Below are 19,457 nucleotides of genomic sequence, written 5' to 3'. Positions count from 1 at the left end.
GAGTTGCCAATTTGAGGGGTTGAGCGGGCCTGTAGGGCCCCCAAAATGGCAACTCACCCGAGGCGGGTGGCTCGTGGGGGGAGTGGTCGGCGCGCAGCGCCGGGCCCTCATCGAAACGACTCGTCGTGGGCCCTGCGGGCGGGCTGGGGCCCAGATCGGGTCGTCTCGATGGGTGCTCGCTCGTGAGTTGCCAATTTGAGGGGTCGAGCGGCCCTGTGGGGCCCCCAAAGTAGCAACTGACCGAGGCGGGTGGCTCGTGGGGGGAGTGGTCGGCGCGCAGCGCCGGGCCCTCATCGAGACGACTCGTCGTGGGCCCTGCGGGCGGGCGACGGCCCAGATCGGGTCACCTCGAGCGCGCCGCGCGCGGCTCAGCCGCGCAGCGCCGCGCGCAGCGTGCGCACGATCTGCGCCCGCGCGGCGCGCCCGGCCCGCGTCGGCAGCAGCGGGAACACGTGCAGCTCGCCGACCCCCTCGCGCCAGTCGAGCGCCACGCCCGCGGCGGCCGCCCGCGTCCGCAGCAGGTGGGCGTCGGGGTTGAGCACGTCGCGCGTCCCGGTGAAGACCGTCAGGGGCGGGAGCCCCGCGAGCTCCCCGGCCAGCGGGCTCACCACGGGGTCGAGCAGGTCGAGCGAGCCGCGCCAGTGCTCCGCGAGCACGCGCCCGCCGGGCGTGCCGAGCCAGGGGTCGGTCGGCTGCACGAAGGGGATGCGCGGGTTGCTCCACGTGAGGTCGAGCGCCGGCGAGATCATCAGCACGTGCGCCACGTCGACGCCCTGGTCGCGCAGCGACTGCGCCGCGGAGAGGGCGATCTGGCCGCCCGCGGAGTCCCCCGCGAGCACCACCGGGCCCTCGGCCGAGGTGACCAGGTCGGTGATGCCGACCCGCGCCTCCTCGGCGGTGCCGAAGGGCACGAGCGGGTAGATCGGCAGCAGCACGGTGGTGCCGACCTCCGCCGCGACCTGGGCGGCGAGGTGCCAGTGCTGCGACACGATCTCGCCGACCCAGCCGCCGCCGTGGGCGTAGACGACGGTGCCGGCCGAGGCTCCGTCGCGGCGCGAGACGCGGTAGACCGGCCAGCCGCCGCGCTGCTCGACGTCGACGCGCACGTCCGAGCGCAGCGTCGCGGGCGGCCCGTACGGTGCGGGCCGCAGCGACCGCTCGCGGATGCGGCGCCGGGCCCCGGCCTCGGTCGTGAAGGTGCGGTTCGCCCGCGTCAGCCGCAGGAAGACGGGGGCCAGCGCCCGCGGCAGCACCAGCCGCGTGGCGAGCGGCTCGTGGACGGGGCGGGCGGGGGGAGTCGCGGGTCGAGACCCGGCACCGGCCGCAGCGCCGCCCGCACCCGCACCCGCCCCCCGCCCGGCGGCACGACGACGGACGGACGACAGCACGCGACTCAGCTCCACGACGCGGACGCTACTCGGCCGACGGTGCCGGGTAGCTGTAGAAGCCCTCGCCGCTCTCGCGCCCGGTGGCGCCGCGGTCGAGGTAGTCGCGCTGGATCATCTCGGCGAACGCGCGCCCCTCCGGCCCGCCGGCGACGGAGACGGCGTGCACGGTGCGGAGCCCCACCACGTCCATGATCTGGAACGGCCCGAAGGGCGCCCCCGTGCCGATGCGCCAGGTCGTGTCGACGGTCTCGGGGTCGGCGACGCCCTTCACGAGCAGCGCCGAGGCCGCGTTCAGCAGCGGCACCAGCAGCGAGTTGAGCACGTAGCCGGGCTGCTCCTTCTTCAGCTCGATCGGCACCATGCCCATGCCGCGGGCGAACTCGACGACGGAGCGGAACACGTCGGGCGAGGTGGCCGGCGTGCCCATCACCTCGGCGGTGTTGTTGACCCAGATCAGGTTCGCGAAGTGCAGCGCGAGGAACTTCTCGGGCCGCCCGGTCACGTCGACGAGGTCGCTCGGCAGCAGCGTCGACGAGTTCGTGGCGAGCACGGTGCGCTCCGGCAGCAGCGGGGCGAGCCGGGCGTAGAGGTCGCGCTTGAGCTCGAGGCTCTCCGGCACGGCCTCGACCACGAGGTCGGCGTCGGCGACGGCCTCGGCCAGGTCGGTGCTGAAGGCGACGCGACGGAGCGCCTCCCGCGTGGACTCCTCCGTCGCGCCGGGCAGCCCCTGCGGCGTCAGGTACGTCGCGGCGAGGCCGTCGAACCGGGCGCGAGCGACGGCGATCTGCTCGTCGCCGATGTCGTACGCGACGACGTCGCTGCCGGTGTACGCCGCCTGGAAGGCGATCTGCGCGCCCAGCACGCCGGTGCCGAGCACGGTCACGCGCGACAGCGGGGTCGCGGAGGCGGAGGCGGCGTCAGGACCGTGGGAGGCGGTGGCGGGGTCGAGGGGGGAGGTCATGGTCGGTCCTTCGGTCGGGTCGGTCGGGTGGTGGTCGGGGGAGTGGTCTTCGGGCCGGGCGCGGGCGCGGGCGCGGGCGCGGGCGCGGGCCCGGGCCAGGGCGCCCGCCCGCCCGCCGAGCCGAACGTCAGCCCGTCGCCGCGGACGCGGCCGAGCCGGAACAGCACGAGGTCGCGCAGGTAGTCCTGGTGCAGCCGCCACGGCGTCCGCTCGCCCTGCCTCGGCATGAGGTGCACGCCGCGCGCGACGTAGCCCGAGCGGAGGTCGATGAGGGGCGTGAGCTCGCCGAGGCCGCGCGACCCGGTCGGGGCGGTGGGCACGACGCGCGACTCGCCCCGCGACTCCATCGATCGCAGCAGGCGCTCGACGAAGGCGACGACGAGGTCGATCTTGAGGGTCCACGACGCGTTCGTGTAGCCGATGGCGAAGGCCATGTTGGGCACGCCGTCGAGCATCGCGCCCTTGTAGGTCACGTGCTCGGCGGGTTCGACCTCGCGGCCGTCGACGGTCATCCGGACCCCGCCGAACAGCTGCAGCGTGAGGCCGGTCGCGGTCACGACGACGTCGGCGGGCAGCTCCTCGCCCGAGGTCAGCCGCACGCCGCGCGGCGTGAAGCCCGCGATGGTGTCGGTGACGACCCGGGCCGACCCCTCGCGGATCGCGCGGAACAGGTCGCCGTCGGGCACGACGCAGAGCCGCTCGTCCCACGGGTCGTAGCGCGGCACGAAGTGGCGGTCGACGTCGAAGCCCTCCGGCAGGCGGGCGGCCACGCGCTCGCGGAGGATCCGCCCGGTGCGCTCGGGCGCACGCCGGCTGAACCGGTACGTGACGAGGCCCGTCGCGATGCCGCGCCAGCGCGAGACCCGGGCGGAGGCGCGGAGCCCGATGCGTCGCGCCCGCGGCAGCAGGCGACGGTCGCGGCTCGGGAGCGCCGCGACCCAGGTGGGCGAGCGCTGCAGCATGGTCACCCGGGCGCCCCCGGCCGCGAGCGCCGGCACGAGGGTCATCGCCGTCGCCCCGCTGCCGATCACGACGACGTCGCGGCCGGCGGTGTCGAGGCCCTCGGGCCACTGCTGCGGGTGCACGAACTCGCCCTGGTAGGCGGCCTCGCCGGGCAGCTCGGGGCGGTGGCCCCGGTCGTAGCGGTAGTAGCCGGAGGCGAGGAAGAGGAAGGAGGTGGTGAGGGTCGTGGTGCCGGTGGTGCCGGCCGCGCCCGTCTCGACCCGCAGGGTCCAGCGGTCGTCGTCGGACGACCAGTCGGCGCCGACGACGCGGTGCCGGTACCGCACGAGCTGCTCGACGCCGGTCTCGGCCGCCGTGTCGCGGACGTACTGCAGGATGGCCGCGCCCGGCGCGATCGACCGCTCGTCGACCCAGGGCCGGAACGAGTAGCCGAGCGTCGCCATGTCGCTGTCGGAGCGGACGCCGGGGTAGCGGAAGAGGTCCCAGGTGCCGCCGCTGACGGCGCGGGCCTCGAGCACGGCGATGCTCCGGCCGGGGAACGCCGCGCGCAGCCGGGCGGCGGCGCCGACGCCGGAGAGGCCGGCCCCCACGACCACGACGTCGAGGTGCTCGACGGGGCCGGTCGGGCCGTCGGCGGCGGCCGCGGAGCTCGCCGGGGCGGACGTCGTCGTCTCATCGGTCATGCGTCCACTGTATCGACACAGTGTCGAGAGTGTCGACGGTGTGTCCGACGAGCGCTGCGGGACGGTACCATCGGCGCATGCCCCGTGACCTCGACGCCGTCGCCGCGACTCCCGGGGGCCGGGGTCGGCGGGCGACCCGGGTGTCGGGCGACGAGCGCGAGCAGGCGATCCTCACGACGGCCGACCGGCTGCTCGGCGAGAAGGACTTCTCGGCGCTGACGATCGACGACCTCGCCCGCGGAGCGGGCATCTCGCGGCCGACGTTCTACTTCTACTTCGCGTCGAAGCGCAGCGTGCTGCTGGCGCTGCTCGACCGGGTCGCGCACGAGGCGTCGCGGCGGTCGGCCGAGGTGTTCGTCGGGCTCGCCGACGACCCCGCCGCGACCTGGAGACGCGCGATCTCGGCCTTCTTCGAGACGTTCGCGGCGCACCCCGGCGTCGTCGCCGCCGTGGTCGGCGCGCGCGGCACCGACGCCGAGATCGTCGCCCAGTGGTCGCGGTTGCTGCAGGGCTGGATCGACGAGACGGCCCGCGCGATCGAGGCCGAGCGCGCCCGCGGCGCCGCCGTCGCCGGGCCCGAGCCGCGCGTGCTCGCGACCAGCCTCAACCTGCTCAACGAGCGCGTGATCATAGCGGCGCTCACCGAGCCCAGCCTGCCCGGGGCGGCCGTCGACCCGGTCGACACCCTGCTGCACGTCTGGCTGAGCAGCATCTACGGCGCCGCCGCGCGCTGAGCGCCGAACGCCAGCACCGCCGCCCGCCCGCCCGCCCGCCCGCCCGGCCGGCCAGGTGCACGGCGGGCGAGGTGCACGGCGGGCGACCCGGCTGCGCGGCAGAACCACCGACTGATCAAAGAACCACGATCTGACGTGGTTCTTTGATCAGTCGGTGGTTCTCGCGGGTGCGAGGACGGCCGGGCGGGGGCCGGGCGGGGGCGGCGGGGCGGGTCGCCTCCGGGAGTCAGCCACCCACGACGGCGCCGAGGCCGAGGCGCGGCCAGAGCCAGCGCAGGCCGGCAGCGAGCCCGACGGAGGCGGTGTGCCAGTCGTGCCCGCTGCCGGGCACCGTGAGACGGGTCACGTCGATGCCCGCCGCCTGCGCCGCCGCCGAGACGACGGGCTGCACGGGCCCGTAGCGCGAGTCGTCGGCCCCCACCGCGAAGAAGCCGCCGAGGTCGGCGTACCGACCATGCGCCCGCATCACCGCGACCGGCTGGGCAGCGTCGTACGCGGCGCGCGAGCCGTCGAATCCGCGGGCGATCGTGCGGTCGACGCCGCCGTCGAGCAGCGGCCCGAGCTGCCCGCTGACGTCGACGAACGAGCCGAAGACGTCGGGGTGCTCCGTCGCCAGCTGCACCGAGCAGGTGCCGCCCTGCGAGAAGCCGGCGATCGCCCACGCGGCGGGGGAGCGCTGCACGTCGAGGTGGGCCGTGACCCAGGCGGGCACGTCCCGGGTGAGCCAGGTCGCGCTGTCGCCGAGCTCGCCGTCGACGCACATCGGGTTCGAGGTCGGCCGGCCGAGCTGGTCGGGCATCACGACGATGGGCGCGAGACCGTCGTGCTGCGCCGCCAGGGCGTCGAGCTGGTCGTCGAGGTGCCCGGCGTCGACGAGGTTCTCGGGGGCGGCGCCCGGCCCCTGGCCGGAGAGCGCCTCGACGACCGGCAGCGCGGGCGGGTCGGCGGTCAGCGCGGCGGGCGGCAGCCACACCAGGGCGGGCCGGGCCCGGAAGTGCGAGTCGGTCGCCGGGATCACCACGCTGCCGAGCCGGCCGTGCCGGGGCAGGTCGGCGGGCGGGGTCCACTCCGCCGGGAGGGTGCCGGAGGCGGTGGTCGCGTCGCCTGCCGACGCCCCGTGCTGGGCGGGCGGCAGCGTGAGCGGCGCGACGTGCGACACCCCGAGCAGCGCCCCCACGGTCGGGAACAGCCCGGCGTCACGGTTGACGGCGAGGCCCGTCGAGAGCGCGAAGACGACGACTCCGAGCCCGGCCACGACGCGACGCCCGGCCCCGCCGCGCACGCCGGCGACGACCGCCACGGCCAGGCCCGCGCCGAGCGCGGAGACCCAGGCCCGGTCGACCCAGGTCGGAGGTACGTCGAGGGCGGCCTGCACGTCGCCGACCCACCACGACACCAGGGCGCCCGCGCCGGCACCGACCACGGCGGCGACGCCGACCGCCGTCCACCAGCGCCGGGGGCGGGGTCGGGGCCGCGCGTCCCGCCTCCTGACCCAGCCGCGCGGTGGGCGCACGAGACACACGGCCAGCCCGAGCGCCAGGGCGTACACCGGCGCCAGGGTGAGGACGGAGACGAGGGAGAACGACACCGCGGGGCCTTCCGGACGAGCCCCGCCGGGGGTCGGGCGTCGACGGGTCGCGGGGCGGGCACACCCTAGGGAGCCATCCCATGACGCAGCCGTCAGCGCGACGGGACCCGCGGGGCGCCCGGCCCGCGCCTCCCGCCCGGCCCGCGCCCGGCCCGCGCTCCCGCGCCTCCCGCCTACTGCACCGCCGCGGTCAGCCTCGCGACGTTGTCGACGACCTGGATCGCCGCCGGCCGCGTCAGCCACTCGTCGAGGTGCACCTCGCGCGACTTCGAGCGGTAGTCGTCCTCCACCGCGCGCAGGCGCTCGACGAAGTGGGCGCCGCGCACGAGCAGCGACACCTCGAAGTTGAGACTGAACGAGCGCATGTCCATGTTGCTCGAGCCGACGACGGCCACGTCGTCGTCGACGGTGAAGTGCTTCGAGTGCAGCACGATCGGCTTCTCGTAGAGGAAGATCCGGACGCCCGAGCGCAGCAGCGTCTCGTAGTACGACCGCTGGGCGTGGTAGACGAGGAACTGGTCTGCCACCTCGCACGCGAACAGCTGCACGTCGACGCCGCGCTCGGCGGCCGTGGTGATCGCGTAGAGCATCGAGTCGTCGGGCACGAAGTAGGGGCTCGCGATGATGAGCTTCTCCTGCGCGCCGTAGACGAGCGCGTTGAACAGCCGCAGGTTGTTCTCGCCGTCGAACCCTGGCCCGCTCGGCACGACCTGGCACTCGATCGCGTCGGGGCCGGTGCGGCGCTCGACGGGGGCCTCGAGGTCGTCGACGACCGGCAGCTCGTCGGTCTCCGAGTACCAGTCGGTGAGGAAGAGCGCGTTGAGGCCGACGGCGCCGGGCCCGTCGAGCCGCACCATCAGGTCCTTCCACTGCAGGCCGCGCTTGATGTTGCCGCGCTTGTTGTAGCTCGGGTCGGTCATGTTCTGCGAGCCCGTGAAGGCGACGTCGCCGTCGACGACGACGATCTTGCGGTGGTTGCGCAGGTCGGGGCGCCGCCACATGCCCTTCGTCGGGTGGAACGGCAGCATCTCCTCGAAGTTCAGCCCCGCCTCGCGCAGCCACCGTCGCGTGACCCGGCCCTGCGGGTTGCGGATCGTCGCCCAGTGGTCGTAGAGCACCCGCACCTGCACGCCGCGGTCGTGGGCCCGCTTCAGCGCGTCGAAGAACGGGAAGGTCGTCTCGTCGCGGGTGAAGATGTAGAACTCGACGTGCACGTAGCGCTCGGCCTCGTCGACGGCGGCCGTCATCGCCTCGATCGACGCGCGGTAGTCGGGCAGCAGCTCGGCGGTGTTGCCCGGGCTGAGGGGCATCGAGCCGAGGGTGCGGTTGAGCTTCACGACGCTGCCGAACCACGGCGGCTCGGTCTCGACCGTCGCGGCCTTCGTGTCGAGGCTCGCGGTGCCGTCGAGGATGCGCTGGTTGATCTCGCGCTGCTTCTCACGCCGGTCGCGGGGCAGCTTCGACGAGCCGATCAGCCCGAAGAGCAGGCTGCCCGGGATGGGCGCGACGAAGATCGCGGTCAGCCACGCCATCGCCGAGCTCGGCTTGCGGTTGCGCGGCACGGCCGCCACCGACACCACGCGGATCACGATGTCCACGACGAGCACCACGGTGGGGAGTGCCTTCAGCACGGAGCGCCATCTCATGGGCTGATCCTGTCAGGTGGTGCCTGACTGCGCCTCCCCGGGTCTCGACCCTGTGGGGTACGGGCTCCTGGGGAGGGACGGCGGCCCCGCCCAGCCCACCGCGGCCGCCCTCAGACCACCGTCAGCTGCGCCCGGGCCGCCTCGATCGTCGCCAGCACCGAGCGGGCGTCGGCGAGCGAGTGCAGCGGCGAGTCGGTGACGCCCTCCGCGACGAAGCCCGCGACCGCCGCGGCCTCGTAGGCGAGCCCGCGTCGGCCGGTCGGCACGGCGGGGTCGCTCCAGACGGCGGTGCCCTCGTCGGTCGAGAGCTCGAAGGAGGCGGGGAAGACCAGGTTGTCGAGCGTCCGCACCGAGCCGGCCGAGCCGCTGATCGTGCCCCGCCCGGGCGAGGTCGCCAGCAGGCTGGTCGCCGCCGTCGCCAGCACCCCGCGGTCGCTGCGCGTGACGATCGCGGCCTCGAGGTCGACCCCGTCGGCGCGGGTGGTGCCCGAGGCGCGCACCTCGACCGGGTGCCCGCCGGCGAACTGCGTGAACCACGCGGCGTACACGCCGATGTCGAGCAGGGCGCCGCCGCCGAGGGCCGGGTCGGTCATGCGGCCGGGCGCGGAGAGGTCGTTGGCCCAGGCGACCTCGGCGGTCGCGAGCCGCACGTCGCCGATCGCGCCGTCGGCGAGCAGCCGGGCCATGACCGTCATGTGGGGCAGGTAGCGGGTCCACAGCGCCTCGGCCGCGAAGACGCCCGCCGCCCGGGCCGCCGCCGCGATCTCGTCGGCCTCGGCGGTGCTCACGGCCATCGGCTTCTCGATCAGCACCGGCTTGCCGGCGGAGATCGCGAGCAGGGCGTCGGGCCGGTGCCGGGTGTGCGGGGTGGCGACGTAGACCACGTCGACGTCGGGGGAGGCGACCATCGCGGCGGCGTCGTCGTGGCCGCGCTCGACGCCGTGACGGCGGGCGAAGGCGTCGGCGCGCTCCTGGCTGCGGGAGGCGATCGCGACGACGCGCTGGTCGGTGAGCGAGTGCAGGGCGTCGGTGAAGTCGCCGGCGATCTCGCCGGCGCCGATGACGCCCCAGCGCAGGGCGGGGCCCCCGCGCAGCGCTGCGGCGGAGGAGGAGGGGAAGGTGAGGGTCATGCCCCCATGCTGGCCCCGCCGCGGCACGATGCCCCCCGCCGCGGCACGCCGCGCCCCGGCGGCGTCGAGATGCCGCGTCCTGGGCCCTCCGCGCCCGCCGGGGCCCACCTAGGGGCATCCGGATGTGCGCGGGGTAGCGTCGAGCCCTCAGCACCGCGAACGAGAGGCGACGACATGAGCGAACCCGACAGGCCCCGCGACTCCCTCCGCGCCGCAGCGCGCCGTGCGCTGTCGGCCCTCGACGAGAGCGGCGTCGTCTCGCCCGACGACCGTGCCGCCCTCCGCGACCTCGCCGCGAAGGCGGGCGAGAAGGTCCGCGAGAGCGCCGCGACCGGGCGCGACGCGGCCGACCGTGCCGCCCGCCTCGTCGACGGCGCCGCCGCGACCGGGCGCGACGCGGCCGAGCACGCCCGCGGCCTGCTGCACGACGCCGCCGAGGAGGGCCGCGACCTCGCGGCCGCCGCCGAGCGCATCGTCGCCGACGTGACGCAGGCGAGCCGCGACGTCACCGAGACGGCCGCCGACTCGCTCCGCGACGCGACGAACCGGCTCGCCCTCGCGGGCCGCCGTCAGGAGCGCGTCCTCCTCGCCGTCGGCGGCAGCGTCACGGTCGCCGTCCTGGCGCTCGCGGTCGCGATCGGCCGCCGCCGGGGCTGAGCCGCTCCGGGCGGCGTGGGCCGAGCGCACCACCCCACCACACGCCGGAGGCGCGGTGCCCGTCGACCGGTCACCGCGCCTCCCGCGCGGGGTCACCGTGTGGCCCCGTGGTCGCTCAGTACGCGACGTTGACGTGCTCGCGGCGGTGCGCCGGGGTCTCGACCTCGTCGACGATCGCGAGGGCGAAGTCGGCCCCGCTGATCGCGGAGTTCCCCTCGGCGTCGTAGACGGCGACGTCGTCGCCGACGCGGTAGCGGCCGAGCGCCTCGCCGGGCGCGTAGGCGCCGAAGAGCATGGCGGGCGAGACGAAGGTCCAGTCGAGGCCCTCGGGGCGGTCGAGCAGCTCGAGCAGCACGGCGTGCATCTGGAGGGCCTCGGCGGCGAACTCGGGCGGCAGCTGGCCGGTGTCGGCCTGGCGCTCGGCGCCCTCCTCGAGACGGAGCGAGCTGAAGCCGCCGACGACGAGGAGGCGGGCGCCGTGCTCGGCGGCCAGGGTCGCGATCTCGCGGTCGGCCTCGACGATCTGGCCGTCGAGCTCGCCGCGGGGCGAGAGGGAGGAGACGACGACGTCGGCTCCGGCGACCGCACGGGCGCGGACGTCGGCGTCGAGCACCGACCCGGTCTCGTAGCGCACGCCCTCGACCTGCTGCTCGGGCACGCTGCGGCTGACCGAGGTCACCTCGTGGCCACGGCGGGCGGCCTCGGCGACGATCGCGCTGCCGGCGTAGCCGGTTCCTCCGAAGACGGTGATGCGGGTCATGTGGTTCTCCTTCTGTCGCGGTGGGGCGGTACGGGGCTACGCTACGTCCATTGGTATCCATCGGGAAGTAGGCACTTTTTGGTAACCATCGATCCGGCCACGCACGAGCTCAGCGAGTCGACGAGCGAGACCCGCGAGCTCGACGCCTCGTCGCACGAGCTCGACCCCTACCAGGCGGGCTGCCCGACGCGGCGGGTGCTCGACCGCATCGGCGACCGCTGGACGGTGCTGGTCGTCGGCACCCTCGACGACGGCCCGCGGCGCTTCTCGGAGATCCGCCGGGTGGTCGACGGCATCTCGCAGAAGATGCTCACGCAGACGCTGCGCGGGCTCGAGCGCGACGGCCTGGTCTCGCGCACCGTCTACGCCGAGGTGCCGCCGCGCGTCGAGTACGAGCTGACGGAGGCGGGCCAGACGCTCCGGGCCCCGCTCAAGGCCCTCGAGCGCTGGTCGATCGAGCACTTCGGCGACGTCAGCGACTCGCAGCGGGAGTACGACAGCCGGGCCTGAGCGCGGGCGCGTCACCCGCGGTGGGTATGCTCCGCGCGTGACCGCCGCCCCGCCTCCCTCGGCCTCGCCCTCGTCGTCCGCGCCCGGGGGCCTGCAGCGGCGGCTCGGCCTCGGCGCCGCCGTCGTGATCGGGCTCGGCTCCATGATCGGCGCAGGAGTCTTCTCGGCCTTCGCCCCCGCCGCGGCGGCGGCCGGCGACCTGCTGCTCGTGAGCCTGCTGATCGCCGGGGTCGTCGCGTTCTGCAACGCGACGTCGACGGCGCAGCTCGCGGCCCAGCACCCGACCTCGGGCGGCGCCTACGCGTTCGGCCGCGAGCGGCTCGGCGAGTGGCCCGGGTTCGTCGCGGGCTGGGGCTTCGTCGTCGGCAAGACGGCGAGCTGCGCCGCGATGGCGACCACCGCCGCGGTCGCGCTGGTGCCCGACCCGTGGACCCGCCCCGCCGCCCTCCTGCTCGTCGTCGCCGTGACCGTGCTGAACGCCGCGGGCATCACCCGGACCGCAGCGGCGACCGCGGTGATCGTGGCCGCGGTGCTGGCCGTGCTGGTGCTGGTGGTGGTCGTGGTCGGCAGCGCGCCTCCCGGGGTCGGGGCGGTCGTCGACGCGGCCTCCGGTGCGGGTGGTGCTGGTGGTGCAGGAGGTGCGGCGGGCGGTGCGGGAGGCGCGGGTGCGGGACCGACGCCGGTCGCCGTCCTGCAGGGGGCCGGCCTGCTGTTCTTCGCCTTCGCCGGGTACGCCCGGATAGCGACCCTCGCCGAGGAGGTGCGGCGCCCGTCGGTGACGATCCCGCGGGCCGTCGTCATCGCGCTGTCGGCCGCGCTCGTCGTGTACGCCGCGGTGGCGCTGGTGCTGCTCCGTGCGCTCGGGTCGGCGGGGACGGCGGCGTCGCAGCGCCCCCTCGTCGACGCCGTCGAGGCGGCCGGCGCGGGGTGGCTGGCGCCGGTGGTCGCGGTCGCGACGGGCGTCGCGGCGAGCGGGGCCCTGCTGGCGCTGGTCGCGGGCATCGGGCGCACGAGCCTGGCGATGGCGCGCGAGGGCGACCTGCCCCGGGCGCTCGCCGTGGTCGACGCCCGGAGGGGAGTGCCCCTGCGCGCGGAGCTGGTGCTGGCCGCCGTCGTCGGCGTGCTCGTGCTGACCGTCGACCTGCGGGGCGTGATCGGGGCGTCGTCGTTCGGCGTGCTGGTCTACTACCTCGTGGCGAACGTCGCGGCGCTGACGCAGACGGGGGAGCACCGTCGCTGGCCCCGCGTGCTGCCGGTGCTGGGGGCGGTCGCGTGCGTGGCGCTCGTGGTCACGCTGCCGCTCGCGTCGGTGCTCGCCGGGGCGGGGGTCTTCGCGGTGGGGGTGCTGGGTCGTCTCGTGGTGCTCCGTCGGAGGCGCGGGTCGCCGGGCGCCGGCCGGGGCGGGTCGCGGACGACGGGTCTCTGAGGACGGTCCCGCTCCGCGCTGATCCACTCCGGAGTGGAGGGGCTCTCCGCGGGTCGTTGGGCGCGAGGCTCAGATGACGGGGCGCTGGTGACGGTCCCGCTCCGCGCTGATCCACTCTGGAGTGGAGCGGTCGTCTGAGGGTGGTGCGCCCTGCTCCTGCTCCTCCTCGCTTCTGCTCCTCCACTCTGGAGTGGAGCGGCGTGGGGTGGGCGCGCCCTTCGTGCCAGGCTGCTCCACTCCGGAGTGGATGGAGCTTTCTGTGGGGCGCCTTCCGGGCGCACGGACGATCCGGTCACGGTCACGGTCGTGGTCACGCCCGCTGCCGACGCCCCGATGCTCGACGACCACCCGGCGCGCCCCGCGTGTCCCGCCCGCCCCGCGCCTCCCGCCCCGCCCGGCTCACTCCGCCCCGCCCGGCTCACACACGCCGCGCGACCGCCTCGCTCCGCCAGCGGGCGTGCAGCGCCCACGGGTCCGGCTGCCCCTCGGCGAGGGCGCGCACGTGCGCGAGCAGCTCGCGGTCCGCGGTGAACCACTCCGTGCGTCCGTGCCGCTGGGCCGCGAACTGCTCGTGCCGCGCCCGCTCCACGGCGCGGTCGCCGCGCTCGAGCGCCAGCAGCTCGTCGTGCCAGATCGCGGCGAGGCGCTGACGGGGGTTCCCGGTCGTGCCGATCTTGATCCTGTCGCGGAAGCGGAGGTAGTACACGACGTCGACCCGGGGAGGCGCCAGCTCGCCGTCCGGGACGTCCCCCTGCCGCCACTCGCACACCGCGCAGAGCCAGGCGGAGGGCCAGCGCACCCCGAGCCGCGCTCCGCAGGCCGGGCACGGCGTGGGCAGCGCGTCCTCGACGCCGATGCCCGCGCCTCCCCGCTCCGCGTCGCCCCACCAGTCCGCGGCCAGCTCGAGGTGCCGCCGACAGAGCGGCACGGGTGCACCCGGCTCGACGGCGTACGGGCAGTCGCCGTCGCCGGTGCAGGGCGGGGCGTCGGTCAGGTCCATCCCCGGACCGTACGGCCGACCACCGACGCCGCCCCCGCGGCAGCCGCCCCTGCGCCCCCTACCCCCGCACCAGCCTCCGCACCGCCTCCCGCACGATCTCGCGCTGCTCGTCCCGCCCCGTCGTCGCGGCCGGCGCCCCCTCCAGCCCGGGCAGCTGCACCCACGACGACGCGATCGAGAGCAGCACGGCGAACAGGTCGTCGCCGCCCCACGGTGTCGCGCGCACGGCGCCCACCCGGTCGAGCTGGTCGATCGACGCGTCGCGGGTCTCCTGCAGCACGGCGAAGGAGGCCTGCCAGTCGTGCGTGTCCTCCAGGCGGGCCCAGCTGAGCAGCCGGTGGTTCTCGGGGTGCTCGGCCAGGTGGTCGAAGAGGGCGACGGCGAACTCCTCGGCGCTGGCGTAGGGCACGGCGGCGGCGGCGCCCAGCTCCGCGAACGAGAGGTTCAGCACCGTCGTGAACAGCGCCTCCTTGTCGCCGAAGTGGGCGTAGAGGCGCTCCTTGCTGCAGCCGGCCGCGGCCGAGATGCGGTCGACCCGGGCGCCCGCGAGCCCGCGCGCCGAGAACTCCGCCGTCGCCGCCTCGAGGATGCGTCGCCGGGTCTCGTTCGCGTCGTGGGCCATGGCCGAGAACCTAGCCCACGCTGGTGCTCCAACCAAATGGTTGGTAGTGTTGCCCGGTCCTCATGCCGGGACCCGCCCTACCCAGGAGAACAGTGACCACCTCATCGACAGGCTCCGTCCCGACGACCGCGCCCTCCGCGTCGCGCACGCCGGGCTCCGCCCCCGCCCACCCGAGCCGCCGCTGGTGGGTGCTCGTCATCGTCGGCCTCGCCCAGCTCGTCGTCGTGCTCGACGGCACCATCGTCAACATCGCCCTGCCCCAGGCGCAGGCCGAGCTCGGCCTCACCGACGAGAACCGCCAGTGGGTCGTTACGGCCTACGCCCTCGCCTTCGGCGCGCTCCTCCTGCTCGGCGGCCGCATCGCCGACTTCTGGGGCCGCAAGCGCACCTTCATCGTCGGCATGGTCGGCTTCGGCGCGGCCTCGGCCTTCGGCGGCCTCGTCTCGACCGGCGAGCTGCTCGTCACCGCCCGCGCCCTGCAGGGCGTCTTCGCGGCCCTGCTCGCCCCCGCCGCCCTCGCCGTGCTCACGACGACCTTCGACCGCGGGCGCGAGCGCAACACCGCCTTCGCCGTCTTCGGCGCCATCTCCGGTGCCGGCGCCGCCGTCGGCCTCGTGCTCGGCGGCGTGCTGACCGAGTTCGTCAGCTGGCGCTGGTGCCTCCTCGTCAACGTGCCGATCGTGATCGTCGCCATCGTGGCGGCCGCGCTCGTCGTCCGCGAGAGCAAGGCCGAGGGCGACAACCGCCTCGACGTCGCCGGCACCGTGGTCGTGGCCCTCGGCCTCGCCTCGCTCGTCTACGGCTTCACGCAGGCGGAGGACGGCTGGGGCTCCGCCGTCGTCATCGGCTTCATCGCCCTCGGCGCGGGCCTGCTCGCCCTCTTCGTGCTGATCCAGAAGCGCTCCGACCACCCGCTGCTGCCGCTCGGCGTGCTGACGGACCGCGTCCGCGGCGGGGCCTTCCTCGTGCAGCTGATCGTCGGAAGCGTCATGATCGGCGCCCTGCTCTACCTCACCTTCCACCTGCAGATCGTGCTCGGCTTCGGCCCGCTCGAGGCCGGCCTCGCGACCCTGCCGATGACCCTCGTCATCATGGTGATGGCGCCGATCCTCACCAAGCTGCTGCCGGTGATCGGCCCGCGCGTGCTGATGATCGTCGGACCGGTCATCGCCGCGGCCGGCCTCTTCTGGCTCTCGCTCGTGACGGTCGACGGCGCGTACGCCACGCACGTGCTGCCCCCGCTGATCGTGATGGGCGTCGGCCTCGCCGGCGTCTTCGTGCCGATGCAGAACCTCGCCCTCGCCGGCGTGGCCCCGCACGAGGCGGGCGCGGCCAGCGCCACCTCGAACGCCATGATGCAGATCGGCGGCTCGGTCGGCCTCGCGGTCTACACGAACCTCTACGCGTCGGCCGTGGCCGGCAGCGCCGCCGTCGGCCTCGGCAGCCTCGTCGAGGGCTACTCGGCCGCGTTCGTCGCCGCCGGGGTCGCGACGCTGGTCGCCGCCGTCATCTCGTTCGTGATGATCCGCGGCTCGAAGGAGGACCTGCTCCCCTCCGGCCCCGTGGTGCACATGGGCTGAGCAGCCCACAGCAGCCCCCAGGAGGCGCGGTGTCGGTCACTCCGGCACCGCGCCTCCCGCATGTCCCCGCCCCACGAAGAACCGCGTTCCGCTGCGTGGACCGCGCCTCCCGCATGCCCCCGCCCCACGAAGAACCGCGTTCCGCTCCGTGAACCGCTGTGCACCGCGGTTCACGGAACGGAACGCGGTTCATCGCGCCGTGCGGGGGGAGGGCGGAGCTACTCCGCCTTCTCGGTCTGCCACTTCTCGGGCGCGCGGTCGCCGTTCGGGCGCACCGGGCGCACGTCGCCGACGATCGGGATCGCCCGCTTGCGGAGCGCCCAGAGGTAGCGCACGAAGAAGTGCGTCAGCGTCGACAGGCGGTTGCCGTTGCCGAGCAGGCTGGTGATGTGGACGAACACCCACAGCAGCCAGGCGACCGGGCCGGTCAGGGTGAAGCCGTTCGGCAGCTGCACGACGGCGGCGTTCGTGCCGACCGTCGCCATGGTGCCCTTGTCGTGGTACTTGAACTTCTCGAGGGGCTTGCCCGCGAGCATGCGCTGGATCTGCTCGCCGATGTGCTCGCCGCCCTGGATGGCCGGCTGCGCCAGCTGGGCGAGGGCGTCGTCGGTCGCGGCGATGTCGCCCGCGGCGAAGATGCGGTCGAGGCCCTTGACGGTGAGGTCGTCGTTGACCTGGATGCGACCGCCGTGGGTCTGCGGCACGCCCCAGCCGGCCACCTCGGCGTGGGCGGCGACGCCGGTCGCCCAGATCACGAGCTCGGCGGGGATGAACTCGCCGTCCGCCGCGACGACGCCGTCGGGGCGGACCTCCTCGACGCCGGTGTCGAGGCGCAGGTCGACGCCGCGCTTGCGCAGCACCTTCGCGGCGTACTTGCGGAGGCGCGGCGAGAACGGCTTGAGCAGCTCGCCGCTGCGGTGCACGAGGGTGATCGTGATGCTCGAGGCGTCGATCTCGGGGTAGGCGTCCTTCAGGGCCTGGTCGCGCAGCTCGGCCAGCGAGCCCGCCATCTCGACGCCCGTCGCGCCGCCGCCGACGATGACGACCCTGACCTCGCCGCTGCCGACCGAGGCCGCGGCGTTCTCGAGCTGTGTGAACAGCTCGTCGCGGATGCGGAGCGCCTGCGAGCGGGAGTACATCGAGTAGGCGTACTCGTACGCGCCCTTCGTGCCGAAGTAGCTGGTGTTGACGCCGTTCGCGAGCACGAGGGCGTCGTAGGCGATCTCCTCCCCGTCGCGCAGCGTGATGACGCGCTCGTCGGCCCGGACGGTCGTGAGCAGGCCGTGGCGGAACTCGGCGTTCGACTGCTTCGAGCGGAGGCTGCGGAGGAAGTACGTCACGTCGCCCGCGTTGAGGCCGCCCGTGGCGACCTGGTACATGAGCGGCTGGAACATGTTGTAGACGTGGCGGTCGACGAGGGTGATGCGCACGTCGGCGTGGCGCAGCGCCCGCATGGCGGCGATGCCGGCGAAGCCTCCACCGACGATGACGATGTGGGGGCGACTGTCTTCAGCCATGAGTTGACTCCTGCGATGTGTGGTGCGAGCCGGTGGTCGCCCTTGACCCCGAGGATGGCCGGGATCGTGTCCCGTCCGGAGGACAGGCTACCCACTGAGCGAGCCTCAGGAGGCACGTGTCCGCGGGCCGCGGACAGCGGCCGTGCCGCCGCGTAGGCTCAGCGCATCCGGGGGCACCCCCTCCGGCTCCGGCCACGACCTCGCCGGGCCCGCGCCGACCAGGCCGCGGGCGACCTCGACGGTGGGAGACGACGTGAAGGGCTACGTGCTCTACCGCCGCCCCGCGACGCCCGCGTCGGCCTTCCTGCGGCACGACCGCGAGGCCCGCGACCGGCTGGCGCTCGTCACCTCGCTCGAGGAGCTCGTGCCCGTCGGCGCCGAGCTCGGCGGCCTCGTCATCGACGAGGGAGAAGCGTGGGAGGCGCGGGTCGAGCCCGCCCGCCCGGTCGAGGCCCAGCCCGAGGAGGGGCTCGCCCCGGTGATCCCGCTCTTCAGCCTGCCGCCCCGCAGCGACCGCGCTGCGCGCCAGGCCCGCGCCGCCCGCCGCTAGCGGGCTCAGCTCAGCTCGCCAGCGTCTCGCGCGGGTACTCGCCGAAGCGCTCCATGTACGACGCCGAGAACCGGCCGAGGTGCGCGAAGCCCCAGGTGCGGGCGACGGTCGCGACCGAGGTCGCGCCCGGGGCCGCCGAGCGCAGCTCGTCGTGCGCGCGGTCGAGCCGCACCTGGCGGAGGTACGCCGTGGGCGCGAGGTCGAAGGTGCGCTGGAACCCCTCCTGCAGGGCCCGGAGGCTGAGGTCGGCCGCCTTCGCGATGTCGGTCGAGGTGACCGGCAGGTGCGCGTGGGCGTGCACGTACTCGACCGCCGTGCGCATGCGGGCGTTGCGCGGGGCCTGCAGCTGCGGCGGCAGGTCGGCGCTGCGGTACGGGTAGAGCTGCAACAGGGCGACGGCCGCCAGCCGTGACATCTCGGAGGCGAGCAGCGGGCTGACCTCGGGGTCGGTGACCGTGCGCGAGACGAGGGCGAGGGTGTTCCACCAGGCGCGGATCGCGGCGGGCGTCGGGGTGGCCCGGCGGTCGAAGTGCAGGCGGCCGGGGGCGGCGCCCTCCCGCTCGGCGGCGACGCGCTCGAGGTCGGTGGTGCGGAAGTGCACGCACTTCTGCACGAAGTCGTCGAAGGCGAACGAGTAGTCGGTCTCGAGCGGCAGCAGCACCGGCATGCCGGAGGTGAACTCGGTCTCGTCACGGCCCTCGGTGAACGACCCCGTGCCCGACTGCATCCACGCGACCACGTACTCGTCGTGCGGAGCGAGCCCGCCACCGAGGTGCCCGGCGAACCGGGTCTCGCGGAGGGTCATCGCGGTGTCGCCGACGGCCGCGTGCCGGAAGGAGAAGGGGCGGTCACGGACGGGCCGGGCCTCGAAGCGGCCGGACGCGAAAGGGCCCTCGAGCGTCTCGCGCGCCGTGGTGAGGTCCGACGAGGTGAGCTCGAGCCTCACGGGGGTGTTCTCGAGGGCGCGCACTGGCTGAGTGTCGCACGAAGGGCTGTACCCCGGAGCCCGACGATGCGCGGGGTGGACAGACCGACCGTCCGGGCGCGGCCCCAGTGCAGGGGAGGGGCCGAGGCGAGGGAGCGGCTCGGCGCGGGGGAGCGGGCTCAGCGCTCGTCGTCGTCCTGGTAGAGCGCGATGAGCATCGCGGCCGCCTGGCGCGCGTCGCGGGCCGGCGAGGTCGTGCGGGTCATCGCGGCCGAGACCTGGGCGCCCTCGGCCAGCAGGGCGATGCTCGAGCCGAGCTCGCGGGGCAGGCCGGCGTCGAGCGCGAGATCGGTGACGAGGGCGACGAACGACTCCTTGTGGCGCTGGGCCATCTCGGCGATCCGCGTGTTGTTGCGGCCGAGCTCGCCGTAGGAGTTGATGAAGACGCAGCCCTGGAAGGAGTCCTCCGCGAACCACTCCTCGAGGTAGCCGAAGATGGCGAGCAGCTTGTCGCGCGAGTCGGGCACCTCGACGGTCGCGTCGGCGATGTGCTGCGACCAGCTGACGTGGCGGGCCTCGAGCACGACCTCGACGAGCCCCGACTTCGACTGGAAGAGGCGGCGGATCTCGTCGATCTCCACGCCGGAGGCGGTGGCCACCTCGAGCAGGCGCACCGACCGGATGCCCCGGGAGTTGAAGAGGTCGTCGGCGACGTCGACGACGTGGCGCCCGGTGACGTCGAGGGGCGGGGGCTTCACGGCGGCTGTGGTCATGGGCTCGGATCGATCGGTGGGGTCTGGTCGGGACCTGCACGACA

Annotated in this window: 18 protein-coding genes; 6 read left to right on the top strand and 12 right to left on the bottom strand. The window is 74.8% G+C overall.

Going from position 1 to position 19,457, the window contains the following annotated elements:
* Positions 1-368: 368 nt before the first annotated feature.
* The 3 genes from FHR77_RS12295 to FHR77_RS12285 are packed head-to-tail and all read right to left on the bottom strand — an operon-like array spanning position 369 to position 3,995.
* Complete coding sequence (locus FHR77_RS12295; protein WP_341777349.1) at positions 369-1,403, bottom strand: alpha/beta hydrolase fold domain-containing protein; 1,035 nt, start codon at positions 1,401-1,403, stop codon at positions 369-371.
* 10 nt (positions 1,404-1,413) lie between these two features.
* A complete protein-coding gene (locus FHR77_RS12290; RefSeq protein WP_167260594.1) occupies positions 1,414-2,349 on the bottom strand; it encodes a 3-hydroxyacyl-CoA dehydrogenase in 936 nt (311 codons plus the stop codon).
* Entirely contained in the window at positions 2,346-3,995 is a 1,650-nt protein-coding gene (locus tag FHR77_RS12285) for a flavin-containing monooxygenase (RefSeq protein ID WP_167260592.1), read from the bottom strand. The genes FHR77_RS12290 and FHR77_RS12285 overlap by 4 nt, the downstream gene beginning before the upstream one ends.
* A gap of 77 nt (positions 3,996-4,072) precedes the next feature.
* On the opposite strand from FHR77_RS12285, the gene FHR77_RS12280 reads away from it, so the two are divergent.
* Complete coding sequence (locus tag FHR77_RS12280; protein WP_167260590.1) at positions 4,073-4,729, top strand: TetR/AcrR family transcriptional regulator; 657 nt, start codon at positions 4,073-4,075, stop codon at positions 4,727-4,729.
* A 226-nt stretch (positions 4,730-4,955) separates the two neighbouring features.
* Here the strand turns inward: FHR77_RS12280 and FHR77_RS16690 are convergent, their stop codons facing one another.
* The 3 genes from FHR77_RS16690 to FHR77_RS12265 form a co-directional block, all read right to left on the bottom strand.
* Positions 4,956-6,317 (bottom strand): alpha/beta hydrolase-fold protein, encoded by a 1,362-nt coding sequence (locus FHR77_RS16690; RefSeq protein WP_167260587.1) that lies wholly within the window; start codon positions 6,315-6,317, stop codon positions 4,956-4,958.
* 173 nt (positions 6,318-6,490) lie between these two features.
* Positions 6,491-7,963 (bottom strand): cardiolipin synthase, encoded by a 1,473-nt coding sequence (cls, locus tag FHR77_RS12270; RefSeq protein WP_167260585.1) that lies wholly within the window; start codon positions 7,961-7,963, stop codon positions 6,491-6,493.
* Positions 7,964-8,073: 110 nt separating this feature from the next.
* Positions 8,074-9,093 carry a Gfo/Idh/MocA family protein gene (locus tag FHR77_RS12265; RefSeq protein WP_167260583.1) on the bottom strand — a complete coding sequence of 340 codons (1,020 nt, stop codon included), beginning with the start codon at positions 9,091-9,093 and terminating at the stop codon, positions 8,074-8,076.
* Between the two features lie 174 nt (positions 9,094-9,267).
* On the opposite strand from FHR77_RS12265, the gene FHR77_RS12260 reads away from it, so the two are divergent.
* Positions 9,268-9,750, top strand: coding sequence for a hypothetical protein (locus FHR77_RS12260; protein ID WP_056057729.1), 483 nt, complete (start codon positions 9,268-9,270; stop codon positions 9,748-9,750).
* 115 nt (positions 9,751-9,865) lie between these two features.
* Here FHR77_RS12260 and FHR77_RS12255 read toward each other — a convergent pair whose 3' ends face one another.
* Complete coding sequence (locus tag FHR77_RS12255; RefSeq protein WP_167260581.1) at positions 9,866-10,510, bottom strand: NAD(P)-dependent oxidoreductase; 645 nt, start codon at positions 10,508-10,510, stop codon at positions 9,866-9,868.
* Positions 10,511-10,705: 195 nt separating this feature from the next.
* Between FHR77_RS12255 and FHR77_RS12250 the strand changes: the two genes are divergently transcribed.
* Both FHR77_RS12250 and FHR77_RS12245 read left to right on the top strand, forming a co-directional pair.
* On the top strand, positions 10,706-11,020 hold the full coding sequence (locus FHR77_RS12250) for a winged helix-turn-helix transcriptional regulator (protein WP_056059166.1): 315 nt from the start codon (positions 10,706-10,708) through the stop codon (positions 11,018-11,020).
* 37 nt (positions 11,021-11,057) lie between these two features.
* Positions 11,058-12,446: an APC family permease gene (locus tag FHR77_RS12245; protein WP_341777346.1), complete on the top strand. Its 1,389-nt coding sequence runs from the start codon at positions 11,058-11,060 to the stop codon at positions 12,444-12,446.
* A gap of 418 nt (positions 12,447-12,864) precedes the next feature.
* On the opposite strand, the gene FHR77_RS12240 is transcribed toward FHR77_RS12245, so the two are convergent.
* The gene (locus FHR77_RS12240; RefSeq protein WP_167260579.1) at positions 12,865-13,446 is read right to left on the bottom strand and encodes a GIY-YIG nuclease family protein; all 582 of its coding nucleotides are present in this window, start codon (positions 13,444-13,446) and stop codon (positions 12,865-12,867) included.
* A 58-nt stretch (positions 13,447-13,504) separates the two neighbouring features.
* Positions 13,505-14,068: a TetR/AcrR family transcriptional regulator gene (locus tag FHR77_RS12235; protein WP_167260577.1), complete on the bottom strand. Its 564-nt coding sequence runs from the start codon at positions 14,066-14,068 to the stop codon at positions 13,505-13,507.
* Positions 14,069-14,160: 92 nt separating this feature from the next.
* Between FHR77_RS12235 and FHR77_RS12230 the strand changes: the two genes are divergently transcribed.
* Positions 14,161-15,648: an MFS transporter gene (locus tag FHR77_RS12230; protein WP_341777345.1), complete on the top strand. Its 1,488-nt coding sequence runs from the start codon at positions 14,161-14,163 to the stop codon at positions 15,646-15,648.
* 218 nt (positions 15,649-15,866) lie between these two features.
* On the opposite strand, the gene FHR77_RS12225 is transcribed toward FHR77_RS12230, so the two are convergent.
* Positions 15,867-17,165: an NAD(P)/FAD-dependent oxidoreductase gene (locus tag FHR77_RS12225; RefSeq protein ID WP_185230523.1), complete on the bottom strand. Its 1,299-nt coding sequence runs from the start codon at positions 17,163-17,165 to the stop codon at positions 15,867-15,869.
* Positions 17,166-17,418: 253 nt separating this feature from the next.
* Between FHR77_RS12225 and FHR77_RS12220 the strand changes: the two genes are divergently transcribed.
* Positions 17,419-17,715 (top strand): hypothetical protein, encoded by a 297-nt coding sequence (locus tag FHR77_RS12220; protein ID WP_167260573.1) that lies wholly within the window; start codon positions 17,419-17,421, stop codon positions 17,713-17,715.
* Between the two features lie 10 nt (positions 17,716-17,725).
* On the opposite strand, the gene FHR77_RS16685 is transcribed toward FHR77_RS12220, so the two are convergent.
* Together FHR77_RS16685 and FHR77_RS12210 are read right to left on the bottom strand one after the other, a co-directional pair.
* A complete protein-coding gene (locus FHR77_RS16685) occupies positions 17,726-18,685 on the bottom strand; it encodes a helix-turn-helix domain-containing protein (protein WP_167260571.1) in 960 nt (319 codons plus the stop codon).
* Positions 18,686-18,819: 134 nt separating this feature from the next.
* Complete coding sequence (locus FHR77_RS12210) at positions 18,820-19,413, bottom strand: TetR/AcrR family transcriptional regulator (RefSeq protein WP_167260569.1); 594 nt, start codon at positions 19,411-19,413, stop codon at positions 18,820-18,822.
* Positions 19,414-19,457 lie beyond the last annotated feature (44 nt).

The sequence above is a fragment of the Frigoribacterium endophyticum genome (genome assembly GCF_011759585.1).
Taxonomy (GTDB): Bacteria; Actinomycetota; Actinomycetes; order Actinomycetales; family Microbacteriaceae; genus Frigoribacterium; species Frigoribacterium endophyticum.
The sequence above is the reverse complement of the archived record's forward strand: the minus strand, read 5'-3'. Positions and strand labels throughout refer to the sequence as shown.

Coding starts and splice junctions, on each gene's coding strand:
- FHR77_RS12290 (WP_167260594.1), bottom strand. CDS start 2,349: ATGACCTCCCCCCTCGACCCCGCCACCGCCTCCCACGGTCCTGACGCC.
- FHR77_RS12285 (WP_167260592.1), bottom strand. CDS start 3,995: ATGACCGATGAGACGACGACGTCCGCCCCGGCGAGCTCCGCGGCCGCC.
- FHR77_RS12280 (WP_167260590.1), top strand. CDS start 4,073: ATGCCCCGTGACCTCGACGCCGTCGCCGCGACTCCCGGGGGCCGGGGT.
- cls (WP_167260585.1), bottom strand. CDS start 7,963: ATGAGATGGCGCTCCGTGCTGAAGGCACTCCCCACCGTGGTGCTCGTC.
- FHR77_RS12265 (WP_167260583.1), bottom strand. CDS start 9,093: ATGACCCTCACCTTCCCCTCCTCCTCCGCCGCAGCGCTGCGCGGGGGC.
- FHR77_RS12260 (WP_056057729.1), top strand. CDS start 9,268: ATGAGCGAACCCGACAGGCCCCGCGACTCCCTCCGCGCCGCAGCGCGC.
- FHR77_RS12255 (WP_167260581.1), bottom strand. CDS start 10,510: ATGACCCGCATCACCGTCTTCGGAGGAACCGGCTACGCCGGCAGCGCG.
- FHR77_RS12240 (WP_167260579.1), bottom strand. CDS start 13,446: ATGGACCTGACCGACGCCCCGCCCTGCACCGGCGACGGCGACTGCCCG.
- FHR77_RS12235 (WP_167260577.1), bottom strand. CDS start 14,068: ATGGCCCACGACGCGAACGAGACCCGGCGACGCATCCTCGAGGCGGCG.
- FHR77_RS12225 (WP_185230523.1), bottom strand. CDS start 17,165: ATGGCTGAAGACAGTCGCCCCCACATCGTCATCGTCGGTGGAGGCTTC.
- FHR77_RS12210 (WP_167260569.1), bottom strand. CDS start 19,413: ATGACCACAGCCGCCGTGAAGCCCCCGCCCCTCGACGTCACCGGGCGC.